The sequence below is a fragment of the Shimazuella soli genome, from assembly GCF_022511585.1.
GTDB classification, from domain to species: Bacteria; Bacillota; Bacilli; order Thermoactinomycetales; family Thermoactinomycetaceae; genus Shimazuella; species Shimazuella soli.
Window position 1 is genome coordinate 1 of sequence record NZ_JAKWBN010000017.1, and the last position, 11,891, is coordinate 11,891.

Sequence of the window (11,891 nt, forward strand, 5' to 3'; positions counted from 1 at the left end):
TAAACCCAGTGATATGGGGCTATAGCTCAGCTGGGAGAGCGCCTGCCTTGCAAGCAGGAGGTCAGCGGTTCGATCCCGCTTAGCTCCACCACACGAAACCTTTCCTATTTGGAAGGGTTTTTTATTTTTTCTAATTCTTCTTTAGCAAGTTGGTGATCATGGGATTGTTCAAGACAAGTTTTAAGTGCAAGCGTAGCTTTTTCTATTTGACCTAATTGGATATAGCATTTACCGATATAGTACCATGCTTGGAAGCTGCCAGCCCCTTTTAAGGTGAGGTGATGAAGATTGTTTTCTCCTAAAAAAAGACAATGCTGAAATACTTTGATAGCCTTTTCATATTTTTTTTGCCCTATAAAGATTAATCCTTTGTATAAATGAAGATCAACATAATCAGGATAAAGGGCAATAGCTTTATCGATAGCAGGCCAAGCACCTTCAAAGCTATTTAATGTAATGAGAATTTCATACTTTAACTTGTATAAAAGTGATGGTGGCGTTTGTTGTTTTTGAATAAACTTTAAAATAGCTTCATTCACATATTGAAATGCTTTTTTATGTTTTTGTTTACGATAGTATTCATTTGCTAGATGGTAGTCAATCCAAGGATCTGTACTGCCTTCTTGTCTCATTTTCTTTAATATTTGGATATTTCTTTTGTGTTTGTCTTTTTTGGTGGTGATGTCGTTTAAATATCCATAGTGATAAACTTTTACTGGAAAAGTAATGAAATCATCGACATTCCCTAAGACTTCCTGTATATTTAGTTGCTCATGAATGCGGTTTTTAAATCGAAAGCCCATATGATTACGAAATAATCGATGATGGTTAACCAAATAAGCGTTATCTGGTTGAATAGGATAGGAGCCATAATAGTTAATTAATTGAATACCAGCTATATGTTCTTCTGTTTCGGTTAGCAGATCACGCAATTTTTCTGCGTCCTCTTTCTCCACTTCTTCATCTGCATCCAACCAAAAAATCCAATCCCCTTTTGCATGATCCAGACCGTGGTTTCTTGCAACTGCAAAGTTGTCTTCCCAATCCCTGTGTAAAACGATTGCCCCTGCTGATTTACAAATCTCTACTGTATTATCAGTTGACCCTGTATCAACGATAATCATTTCATCCACAACATCTTTTACACAATTGAGACAGTTCTCGATAAATGTCTCTTCGTTTCGGACAATCATACAAAGAGATAGGAGTTTTTTATCTTTCATTGATCTTCCTCCGACCTTTCTGCACGCTAGATAGAAATAGAGTATATCCCCTCATTATCTTTTTAGATCGATTATGGTTATCTTTCAGGATATCTTTCAGATCTTCAAAACAGTCCATTGGATTTTGTGGGGATTGGGGGTACAGGGTAGATTTGTTGGAAGACCAAAGAGCCTTTCTAACAGTATAAATGTGATAAAGCTTGTGAGAAGTGAGAGTTGCTTTTTCCACGAAAGCATCAGAAAAGGACGGATCCTTTTGCTGATAAGCTGTTAGTAACAATTGATAAGCAAGAACAAATTGGTAAATAGCTGATTTAAATTGTTGATAAGCATCTATGTATAAAGAACGAGAATGTGAAGGGAGATGTTTCATATCCATCTTATTCTTCTCCTTTTGAAATCATGGGAGTTCAATCGTAATCGATACAATGAATAACGTTTTCAAACTTCCTAAGCAATAACCATTCCTTCATCACGATTACATCAATTAGTTTGAAAACTTCATTGTTAAACTTATTTATCTCTACATTAGAGGGACGTGTAGGGAAGTCTAGGTTTTTTCCCACAAATGCTTGTACCTTTTCAGCTTCTGCATTAATCAAATGAGCCAAAGCTATTTCTTCCAAAGCAATGGATTCTAATAAATCGATAATTACTTCAGAAAAGGATGGACGGTGCTTCCCATCAGGTATTTGGGGGATACTCATGATCTTCCTTCCTTTCCAATACTTTATTTTTTATATGGATATGATGAAATCATTGATAATAGAATTAGATGGGATTTTTTCAGGGGACAAACAACCATATTATGAATTAGGAATATATTGACTTGTATCCTAGGTCTAAAGGGGAAGTGACAAAATGTCTCAGGCGAATATACCCAATATCACACCGATTATAAGCATCACTCCAGGGCAGACAGTATCACTATTATTGTCATCGATTGCCTTAGAGGAATTAGCTCTTGCTCATCTGATAAATGCAGAAGCAGAAAAGATACAATTTGTTTTAGGATCTTTGGAAACCGATAATGAACCTCCAGATAAGATATCTATCAAGGATTTATTGCTTCTTAATGAAAATGTACGCAGTGTTCTGCAAGATGTGATAAAAAAAGAGATGCTGCTTCAATTTAAGTTTGAAAACATATTGGAATTGATAAATCAAACAGAAGAGGACTAATCTCAGAAATTGGTGATTTCACTTGTGCTGATGAAATGGAGGCATACGACATTGGAGGTTGCTATTTTAACCATGTTTAATGGTTTAAATAACACATATTCACTGGTCAATATTGTAGCTGAACAACTTCGAATGTTTCTTGATGCAAATGTAAAAATCAAATTACTTGTCAGTGAGCACTGTCCTGATCACGAGCGTTACGGTGTTTATTTGGATAAGAGAATTGAATGGGTAAAAATTGCGAATCAGATTGATGGAGAAGTCATCCATTGGAGAGATTATTCTCAGCCTACAGGGAAAGTTCACGAAAGTTTTTTTGAAGAAGCAGATAGGATAGCAGGTGATTTAGTAGAGAATTTATCAGATGTGGATGTTTGTCTGATGCATGATATCCATTACCAAGGATGGCATCTTGTTCATAATGTTGCGGTTCGAAAAGCTCAGCAACAATTGCCAAACTTAAGATTTTTAGCCTTTACTCATTCCGCACCTGTCAATCGTCCACTAAATACGGAATGGCCGTTTTCAGCACGCTATACTCCTATGCCAAATACTATTTATGTTTATCCAACTCATTCAGGGATTCCTGCTCTAGCAAGGCAATATGATGTTCCTGAAGGGAAGTGTCAGGTAGTAAACAATAGCCTTGATCTTATTGGTTTTTTAAGTGATGAAGTCAGAACGGTGATAAAAAAAATAGATATCCTTTCATCTGATATTCTTGTTATTTATCCAGGTCGTTTAACGCCAGCCAAAAAATTTGAAAAAGTGGCCTCTTTGTGTGGTGCTATCAAAAAAGGAAGCGAAAAAAATGTAAAAGTTGTATTTTGTGATTTTTCCAGTAAGGACATTGATCCAAAGACGTATAAGACACTAATTCTGCTTGAAGGATGTGAAGCAGGGCTTGACCTCAAAGATATGATTTTTACATCTGATATCGGATTTGAAAATGGTTTTCCAAGAAAAGGAGTGATGGAGCTTTTTTCCTTAGCCAATCTTTTTATTTGCCCCTCGTTCTCGGAATCATTTGGTCTAACGGTATTAGAAGCAGCGAGTCAGGGGAATTTTATTGTTGTGAATGAAGCAGTACCAGCTTTAGAAGAATTAGGGAAAAAACTAAATGTATTTTTTATGAGATGGGATGCACGCAACTTTGGATTTGATACTTCTGAGACCTATCACCCTTCTGAAAAAGCATATTTAGAACATCATGCAATCAAAATTGTCAATCTTATGAGAGAGAATGCGGTTATACACGCTAAAACTTTGGCCAGACAGCGGTATAGTCCTCAATGGGTCTGGACCAATCAGTTGGAACCGCTTTTAAGAATGTCATTATGAGTTTTGTCGTTCAATTTAGAAATATCTAATTCGAAAAGGCGACCGATAGGGTCACCTATAACGTAATATAAATTAGGGACAATTAGTCACAGATAGTTCATGATTCCCAAGCTTTGATATTGTTGCAAAAAATACACTTCCGTTGCTTCCCGTAATTAACAATGAAATGCGCTTATTATTTGTTATCCCATTCAAATCGAGCGTATAGGATACGGGATTAGGACCGAATAAAGCAGTATTGGTGGTATTGCCTTCACCTGTTATGGTCACAACTTGATTTTTGCAATGCGGGACATGAAAGGTAGTTGCTGTGAATCTAAAAGGGCGAATTGTTGCTGACCCTCCATAGTCAAATATAAATTGGTTATTTGATGTGCAGGTTAAACATATATGACCACAGAAATTCACGGAGCCATGTGCATTTGTCGGTTGTGTCACTCCGTTAAATACAACGGTTGTGTCATTTGCTCCTGTACCTCTTGTAATATTAAAGCTTTCACCTGCTGGATTCGTTACCATGCATCCGCATGATGTAGTTGTGGTTGTCGTAGAAGTAGTGGATGTAGTAGTAGTGGTTTTAGTTGTTGTAGTAGTCGTTGTGGTTGTTGATGATGTTGTAGTTGTTGTCGATGATGTAGATGATGTAGTTTTGAGTTGTAAAATATTTTCTAATTTAAATTGAAGAAGCATTTCTTTCTTTATTACATCCTGTAATGTTTTGCGAACATCTGTATTTATTGTTAGTAGATCAGAAATAGTTACATATGGAGGGTTAATCAAATTTTTTGTTCCAGGCAAAGTACCTAAAACAAATTGTATTTTTTCTGCCTCAGCGTTAACGATATGAGCTAGAGCCAGTTCCTCTAATGCAATGGAACTAAGTAATAAAGAAATAGAATCATTTTCGGACAACGAAATTTTAGGTGTAATATTGGGTATATTTGGGAAGCTCATTTGCTCACCTTCTTTATGATTTAGTCCTTATAGTAAATGCAATATGGGATTATTTGACTGGACTTTTCTCCTTAAGATTGTTGTTTGAAGTAGCCGACTGTGTTAGTAACTGCATGAATTGTCCGAAGGAAAAGCTAATAATTGTATTCATATTACTTCTTTCTTATTTCCTGAATAAAGTTAACCCTCTTTATCATATATATATTTGAAGTAGCTATGGTGATTGGGGGAATGATATGAGGCAGCGTATATTAATAGGGACTCCTGTCCATCAACAACCTGAAATTTTACAAGAATATCTCATATCTCTTACAGAATTAAATCGAGAAAATCTAAGCGTGGAATATCGATTTGTAGATGATAATGTATCTGAAGAATCAAGTAAATTACTTTTCGATTTTGCAAAAGACCACGAAAAGGTTGTTATTGACAAATACTTAGGTGAAAAGGATGCCTATCACTGTGATGAGTATACACATTATTGGAAAGAAGCACAGATTTGGAAAGTAGCAGAGATGAAAGATCAGATGATTGATTATGCAAAGGAAAACGAATTTGATTACCTTTTTCTCATAGATTCTGATTTGGTGCTGCACCCTTATACGCTAAAACAACTGATTGAAGCAGACAAAGATATCGTCTCGAATATTTTTTGGACGAAATGGCAGCCAACGGCTTCTGAACTGCCGCAAGTATGGCTACAAGATCATTATACACTCTACCCCAAACATCGAAACGAAACACTCACAGAAGAGGAAATTGGCCAAAGAACTCATTCTTTTCTGGAGAAGTTACGGCAGCCAGGGACATATAAAGTTGGGGGACTTGGGGCATGTACCTTAATCTCCAAAAAGGCACTTGTTGCAGGAGTGAAATTCGCGGAAATATCTAATCTCTCTTATTGGGGAGAGGATCGGCATTTCTCGATCCGTGCGGTTGCACTTGGATTTCCTCTATATGTAGATACCCATTATCCTGCTTATCACATCTATCGAACTTCAGATTTAAAAGGATTACCTGCCTATAAAAGAAGGTGTCGTATTTCCATGAACCAAGATGAGGGGATAACCATCAGCCTTTGTATGATTGTAAAAAACGAGGAGGATGTATTAGAGAGATGTTTGACTTCTATTCAGGCAATAGTGGATGAGATTATTATTGTAGACACAGGATCGACTGATCGAACAAAGGAAATAGCAGAGAAGTTCGGTGCAAAAATTTATGAATTTGAGTGGATCGATGATTTTTCTGCAGCCCGAAATTACGCCTTTAGTCTTGCGACGAGAGAGTATATTCTTTGGCTTGATGCAGATGACTTTTTGAAGGAAAACGATCAAGTTTCTTTATTATCTCTTAAGAAAACACTCGACCCAGGAATTGATAGTGTAACGATGCATTATCATCTTTCATTTGATGAAGAAGGAAATGTAACGCATAGTTTAAGGCGAAATCGATTAGTACGAAGAGCTTGTAACTTTCGTTGGATTGGATTTGTTCATGAGTATCTGGAAGTAGGAGGGCATATTTCACATAGTGATATTGCAATCACGCATAAAAAAGACAAAGCATACACGGACCGTAATTTGCAAATTTATCGGAATCATCAGCGCTGCGGAGCTGCGTTTTCCGTTCGTGATTTGTATTACTTCGCTAATGAATTAAGAGATAATGCTTTTTATGAAGAAGCAGTAACTTATTATGAGAAATTTCTATTTACCAAACAGGGATGGGTGGAAGATAATATAGCAGCTTGTTTAAAACTTGCTGACTGTTATCATCACTTGTGTGAGTTTGATCTGGAACAACAAGCAATACTGAGAACTTTCCATTTTGATAGACCAAGGGCAGAAGCTTGTTGCCGTCTTGGCGCTTTATTTTTAGAGCAAAATCAATTAGATCAAGCAGTATTTTGGTATGAATTAGCTACTAAGTTAGAAAAACCGTATCAAATAATGGGTTCCCTAGATCATGCTTCTTGGAGCTGGCTTCCTCACTTACAGTTATGCCTATGTTACGACAAGCTGGGAAATAAAGAAAAGGCTATCTATCACAATGATCAAGCTTACTCACTAAATCCAAATCACCCGAGTATTCTACATAACAAAAAGTATTTCATGCAAATTGCAGAAAGTTAGAGGAGTAAACAAATGAAAGTTATTTATCCCCCGACTATTCATTGGGAAGGCAGCCTTGTTTTTCAACGTCCACAGCAACTGATGAAAGCTTTTGCAAAATTAGGTCATCGGGCAGTTTTTATGGAGTATGGCCGATATGATGGAACAGTTTATTACCGAGATGGTGTCGAAATTAGTGATTGTTGTTCTATCCTTCCAAAGGCAGAGGAATCAACTGTGCTATGGGTAACTCATCCGCCTTACTATCGAATGAAAGATACATTCCATGCAGATTTAGTTGTTTTTGATTATATTGATGAAGCAGCAGAAGAATTTGCTGTTTGGAACAATCCAGACTTGCAAAAAGCAATGGAGACAGCGGATGTTATCACCGTTGTCAGTCAGCGATTATATCATATCGTAAAGCAGCTTTTCTCGGAGAAACCTCTTATCCTGATGCCAAACGCTGCTGATTTTGAACATTTTTGTGATGCAAAAAAGATGTCAGCACCACTGGAATTGCAACATATTCCTAAACCTATCTTAGGTTTTATGGGATCGATAGCGTCTTGGATTGATGTTTCGATTATGAAAGAAGTAGCCAATCAACGTCCTGATTGGTCGATTGTCCTATTAGGAAACGATTATATAGGTGTTGAAAGCATATTTGGAGATTGTCCAAATGTCTATTTCTTAGGCAGGAAACTTTATCACGAACTACCTTCTTATGTTGGGCAATTTGCAGTTGGTATGGTACCTTTTCAAGTTCGCGATATGACACACAGCAGCTCTCCCATCAAGATGTATGAGTATTTAGCAGCAGGAGTCCCTGTTATATCTACTCCTATTCAAGAAGCAATCGATTGTCCTTATGTTGCTACAGGAGCTAATGCAACAGAGTGGGTGAAGGAAATAGAGCATATCATCTCTGGAAATCCAGAAGAACTACAATCTTTTGCTCTACAGGAATCATGGGAGGCAAGAGTGAAACAAATAGAACCGATACTTGCAGATTTAGCCGAGAACAAGGATAGAAAAAAGGTATACCGTCGAGAAACATTTGCTCCAACAACGTCAACATACTGGGATATCCGTTTTTTAACTGATTGGGAAAATCTAGGTGGAAGGAATCAAACATCTTTCTTTGCAAATGTAATCGTTGATTATCTTCCAGAGTATATAAAAAAGGAGATTCAAAACTCATCTTATCAACTCTGTGACGTGGGATGTGCCCTTGGTGATGCTATACCCGTATATTCCAAAGCTTTTCCACTTTCAACAGTAGAAGGGATCGATTTTTCTACAGAGGCTGTTAACAGAGCACGTATTTCTTATCCTGAATATACGTTTCAGGTAGAAAGTATAGATAATATGACGAATGAGTATGATATCATCCTCTGTTCCAATGTCTTAGCACTTTATACAAATCCAATTGTCTCCCTAGAGAAATTGATGAAGAAAGCAAAGCATTACATTGTATTGTTATTACCATATCAAGCCGAACAGCAAACTCAAGAAAATCAAGCTATTTTTACGTTTGATTCGTTTCCTGACTCAATCGGACAATTTCAGCTTACTACTTTAGAAGAAATAGATTGTGGTAAAATTCCACAATCCTATTGTCAATCCAAACAGGTTTTAGTTGTCTATAAAAAGTAAGGAGTGTATACCTTGCAGCAACCTCCACCAAATAGTGAAGATTATTGGGATATGTTATTTACACACACTTGGGAAGCACGCCGTGGCCGTGATCAAACGACTTTTTTTGCAAATGTGGCCTTAGATCATTTTCCAGATTGGTTTAAAGAAGAAATTCACGCTCACTCCTATACCATTTGTGATGTAGGCTGTGCATTAGGTGATGGAGTGGATGTTTTAGCAAAGGCATTTCCCACTACAAAAGTTACAGGAATCGATTTTTCTGAGGAAGCAATCAACAAAGCCAAGCAATATTACCCTTCTTATACATTTGCGGTAGCAGATGTTCTACAAATGACCGATCAATACGATATTCTTTTCTCCTCTAATACATTGGAACATTTTCATGATCCTTTTCCTATCTTACATAAATTATTGCAACAATCTAATAAGTATTTAGTATTACTCCTTCCCTTTCAAGATGATACAGGCACTTATGAACATTTTTTTCGCTTCGATTATGAGCATTTTCCAGAGAAAATAGATGATTTTCGATTAACTTTTTTAAAAGAGATCGATTGTCGGCTCATAGCCAACACGCATTGGAATGCAAAGCAGATATTGGTGATTTATAAAAAAGAGGAGGGGAAGGTGTGGTATGACATCTAAAATAACCCTTTCCATGATTGTGAAAAATGAAGCTGGTCGTTATCTTCGACAAGTCTTAAAAAATCATCTGCCTTACATTGATGAAGCTGTAATCATAGATGATGGAAGCACAGACGATACAGCAGATGTTTGCAAAGAAATACTTCACGATATCCCTCTGCACCTTATCCAAAATGAAACCTCTCAGTTTGCAAATGAAGTTATCCTTCGCAAGCAACAATGGGAAGAGACAGTAAAAACAAATCCGGAATGGATTCTAAATTTAGATGCAGATGAAATGCTGGAAGAGAAATTTGTACATCAAGTGGAAGATATACACCAACAACAAATATATGATGCTATCTATTTTCGGCTGTATGATATGTGGAATGAAACCCATTATCGAGAAGATAATTTTTGGAAAGCGCATCATTTTTACCGTCCATTTATGATTCGATACCGAGATGATTTAGAGTATACGTGGAAGGAAACTGCCCAACATTGCGGACGTTTTCCTATAGAAGTCTACCAATTTTCCTATTTCTGTCACCCTGCACGTATTAAGCATCTAGGATGGGCATCCCCAAAAGATCGCAAGAAAAAATATGACCGCTATATGGAATTAGATCCAGAGGGGAAATTTGGCTGGAAGGAGCAATATGATTCCATTTTGGATGAACAACCTTACTTAATACCATGGGAGGCATAAGGGTATGTTGGTAAAAGATATTGAAAAAGTAATCCAACTTTCTGCCCAATCGGGATGGGGATACGGAGGAATGGCTTTAAGCAGTCGAGCAATCACTCATCTTTGCCGGCGTTTAGAAGATAGAGATGAGCCCTATCACATTTTAGAGCTTGGAGGGGGACAATCCACTTTATTTTGGAATGAATTACTGAATAGTGAATTATTACCTCTTCGAGTTACTACCTTGGAACACCATCATGAATGGGCGAAAGTATTGAGTGATCGAGTAGAGAATTCTGATCATATTCGAATTTTCCCTCAAACATTAAAGCAAATATCTGACCGAGAATGGGAAGAAATATTTACTACTCAGGATCAATTTCTTACTCTTTGGAAATCCTCGGGAAAACCTGTATCTGTACAAGATTATGATTTGTTTACCATTAGGAATACTTTTTATGCAGAGGTAGGAGATTTGCCATTAAAAGAAAAATCAATCGATGTCATGATAGTGGATGGTCCGCATGGAAATGGTCGTTCTCTTGCTTATCCCTTATTCCGCAATGTTTTAAAACCAAATGCACTTATCTTAGTTGATGATTTTGACCATTATCCTTTCCTTCAAGACCTTCAGAGGGTGTTTTCTTATGAGGAGATTTATAGAGAAATATTGGGTCAAGAGCGGTGGACATTGGTTCAAATAAAAGAGGAAAAAGGGGAGATGTGAAATGAGTAAATATGATTCTCGTTTTTTTGTTCATTCTGATGAAAAAACAGATACGACACTATTAAAACTTCCTCATGATTGGTGGAGTCGGTTTTACGAATATGAGTGGGCAAGTGAGTTTGTAAGTAAAGATGATGTGGTTTTGGATGCAGCTTGTGGAGTGTGCCATCCTTTTAAATTTTACTTGACTGATAAATGTCAAACGGTTTATGCCTGTGACCTTGATCCAAGAATATTAGATCCTGAAGCCATAATACAAGATGTCAAGGCATTTCTTGGCGCAGATGCAGCTGCTCAATTAGATAAGTCATATATAAATAAAGTAGATTTTTCAATAGCAAATTTAAGTGAATTGCCATATGAAAACAAAAAGTTTGATAAAGTATTTTGCATTTCTGTCTTAGAGCATATGGATCAAACATCACTATTTGGAGCCTTTCGAGAATTTAATAGAGTGTTAAAAGACGATGGTTTACTCGTTTTAACCTTTGATTTTCCAGATATTCAATTTGATATCTTAGAAGAAGCGATTAGGCAGTCGGATTTAATTTTCTATGGAAATGTTTCCTTTGAGCTTCCAGAAGACGCACTCTATTCCCGTTTTCACCCTCCTACCCTTTATTGTTTTCGTTCTGTGTTGAAGAAAAAGTAATAATAGTTTTCGTCACTACGAACTGTGGAAATCGCTGATAATTTATTGAGAAGAAATAGTATCTGTCATTAATTCCCTATATTTACATCTTATACAATTAATAAAATTCTTGACCATTTTCCTTTGGAATAGTAGCTATTTTCGTTCTTATGAATAGAATATATATGTATGTTTGGAGGAATGAAATCAGTGGGGACATTCCATATTCCATAACTTTTTTGTTTTTTAGGGGGATTTTTAAGTTTTAACTATTTAAAGAGTATTGCTTATTAAAGAAAAGAAAGGAGACAGTTATTTGCCATATAAGTGGGATACCATTGAAGAAAATGGGGTTATTGGTGTTATTAATCCTTTAGATATAATTATACTCCAAGTGACTGGTGAAACAGGAGCGACCGGAGCGACCGGAACGACTGGAGCGACCGGAACGACTGGAGGTACTGGAGCAACCGGAGTAACCGGTCCAACTGGTCCTATAGGACCTACTGGAGTTATTGGTCCAACTGGTCCAACCGGAGCCACCGGAGCCACCGGATTGACTGGAGCTACTGGAGTAACCGGAACGACTGGAGCGACCGGAACGACTGGAGGTACTGGAGCAACCGGAGTAACTGGTCCAACTGGTCCTATAGGACCTACTGGAGTTATTGGTCCAACTGGTCCAACCGGAGCGACCGGAGCCACCGGATTGACTGGAGCTACTGGAGTAACCGGAACGACTGGA

Annotated in this window: 13 protein-coding genes and 1 tRNA gene; 10 read left to right on the top strand and 4 right to left on the bottom strand. The window is 37.2% G+C overall.

The genetic code is table 11. From position 1 onward, the window contains the following. The first annotated feature begins 15 nt into the window (after window positions 1-15). Window positions 16-91, top strand: a tRNA-Ala gene (locus MK805_RS17550). 13 nt (window positions 92-104) lie between these two features. Here the strand turns inward: MK805_RS17550 and MK805_RS17555 are convergent. From MK805_RS17555 to MK805_RS17565, 3 genes are read right to left on the bottom strand one after another with little or no spacing between them, the layout of a single operon-like run. Continuing rightward, window positions 105-1,223, bottom strand: a complete 1,119-nt coding sequence (locus MK805_RS17555; RefSeq protein ID WP_240877219.1) for a glycosyltransferase family 2 protein — start codon at window positions 1,221-1,223, stop codon at window positions 105-107. Next, window positions 1,213-1,602: a hypothetical protein gene (locus MK805_RS17560; protein WP_240877220.1), complete on the bottom strand. Its 390-nt coding sequence runs from the start codon at window positions 1,600-1,602 to the stop codon at window positions 1,213-1,215. Before MK805_RS17560 ends, MK805_RS17555 begins: the two co-directional genes overlap by 11 nt. A gap of 31 nt (window positions 1,603-1,633) precedes the next feature. After that, window positions 1,634-1,930: an alpha-helical endospore appendage domain-containing protein gene (locus MK805_RS17565; protein WP_240877221.1), complete on the bottom strand. Its 297-nt coding sequence runs from the start codon at window positions 1,928-1,930 to the stop codon at window positions 1,634-1,636. A 154-nt stretch (window positions 1,931-2,084) separates the two neighbouring features. Between MK805_RS17565 and MK805_RS17570 the strand changes: the two genes are divergently transcribed. Together MK805_RS17570 and MK805_RS17575 are read left to right on the top strand one after the other, a co-directional pair. Further along, a complete protein-coding gene (locus tag MK805_RS17570; RefSeq protein WP_240877222.1) occupies window positions 2,085-2,405 on the top strand; it encodes an alpha-helical endospore appendage domain-containing protein in 321 nt (106 codons plus the stop codon). Window positions 2,406-2,435: 30 nt separating this feature from the next. Further along, window positions 2,436-3,746 (top strand): glycosyltransferase, encoded by a 1,311-nt coding sequence (locus MK805_RS17575; protein ID WP_240877231.1) that lies wholly within the window; start codon window positions 2,436-2,438, stop codon window positions 3,744-3,746. A gap of 72 nt (window positions 3,747-3,818) precedes the next feature. Here the strand turns inward: MK805_RS17575 and MK805_RS17580 are convergent, their stop codons facing one another. Continuing rightward, window positions 3,819-4,700: an alpha-helical endospore appendage domain-containing protein gene (locus MK805_RS17580; protein ID WP_240877223.1), complete on the bottom strand. Its 882-nt coding sequence runs from the start codon at window positions 4,698-4,700 to the stop codon at window positions 3,819-3,821. Window positions 4,701-5,746: 1,046 nt separating this feature from the next. Here MK805_RS17580 and MK805_RS18195 point away from each other — a divergent pair. From MK805_RS18195 to MK805_RS17615, 7 genes are all read left to right on the top strand, one after another. Beyond that, on the top strand, window positions 5,747-6,835 hold the full coding sequence (locus tag MK805_RS18195) for a glycosyltransferase (protein ID WP_420833106.1): 1,089 nt from the start codon (window positions 5,747-5,749) through the stop codon (window positions 6,833-6,835). A gap of 12 nt (window positions 6,836-6,847) precedes the next feature. Further along, on the top strand, window positions 6,848-8,473 hold the full coding sequence (locus tag MK805_RS17590; protein WP_240877225.1) for a methyltransferase domain-containing protein: 1,626 nt from the start codon (window positions 6,848-6,850) through the stop codon (window positions 8,471-8,473). 12 nt (window positions 8,474-8,485) lie between these two features. Next, window positions 8,486-9,121: a class I SAM-dependent methyltransferase gene (locus tag MK805_RS17595; protein WP_240877226.1), complete on the top strand. Its 636-nt coding sequence runs from the start codon at window positions 8,486-8,488 to the stop codon at window positions 9,119-9,121. Continuing rightward, entirely contained in the window at window positions 9,111-9,809 is a 699-nt protein-coding gene (locus MK805_RS17600; protein ID WP_240877227.1) for a glycosyltransferase, read from the top strand. The genes MK805_RS17595 and MK805_RS17600 overlap by 11 nt, the downstream gene beginning before the upstream one ends. A gap of 4 nt (window positions 9,810-9,813) precedes the next feature. After that, on the top strand, window positions 9,814-10,515 hold the full coding sequence (locus MK805_RS17605; protein ID WP_240877228.1) for a class I SAM-dependent methyltransferase: 702 nt from the start codon (window positions 9,814-9,816) through the stop codon (window positions 10,513-10,515). Between the two features lies 1 nt (window position 10,516). Then, window positions 10,517-11,167, top strand: a complete 651-nt coding sequence (locus MK805_RS17610) for a class I SAM-dependent methyltransferase (protein WP_240877229.1) — start codon at window positions 10,517-10,519, stop codon at window positions 11,165-11,167. A gap of 295 nt (window positions 11,168-11,462) precedes the next feature. Further along, on the top strand, window positions 11,463-11,891 hold a 429-nt coding region (locus tag MK805_RS17615; protein WP_240877230.1), incomplete at its 3' end, for a hypothetical protein.

Bases quoted from the DNA above. Each gene is read 5' to 3' on its own strand.
- MK805_RS17605 (WP_240877228.1), top strand. From the start codon at position 9,814: ATGTTGGTAAAAGATATTGAAAAAGTAATCCAACTTTCTGCCCAATCG.
- MK805_RS18195 (WP_420833106.1), top strand. From the start codon at position 5,747: ATGAACCAAGATGAGGGGATAACCATCAGCCTTTGTATGATTGTAAAA.
- MK805_RS17600 (WP_240877227.1), top strand. From the start codon at position 9,111: ATGACATCTAAAATAACCCTTTCCATGATTGTGAAAAATGAAGCTGGT.
- MK805_RS17570 (WP_240877222.1), top strand. From the start codon at position 2,085: ATGTCTCAGGCGAATATACCCAATATCACACCGATTATAAGCATCACT.
- MK805_RS17610 (WP_240877229.1), top strand. From the start codon at position 10,517: ATGAGTAAATATGATTCTCGTTTTTTTGTTCATTCTGATGAAAAAACA.
- MK805_RS17555 (WP_240877219.1), bottom strand. From the start codon at position 1,223: ATGAAAGATAAAAAACTCCTATCTCTTTGTATGATTGTCCGAAACGAA.
- MK805_RS17560 (WP_240877220.1), bottom strand. From the start codon at position 1,602: ATGGATATGAAACATCTCCCTTCACATTCTCGTTCTTTATACATAGAT.
- MK805_RS17575 (WP_240877231.1), top strand. From the start codon at position 2,436: ATGAAATGGAGGCATACGACATTGGAGGTTGCTATTTTAACCATGTTT.
- MK805_RS17590 (WP_240877225.1), top strand. From the start codon at position 6,848: ATGAAAGTTATTTATCCCCCGACTATTCATTGGGAAGGCAGCCTTGTT.
- MK805_RS17565 (WP_240877221.1), bottom strand. From the start codon at position 1,930: ATGAGTATCCCCCAAATACCTGATGGGAAGCACCGTCCATCCTTTTCT.
- MK805_RS17580 (WP_240877223.1), bottom strand. From the start codon at position 4,700: ATGAGCTTCCCAAATATACCCAATATTACACCTAAAATTTCGTTGTCC.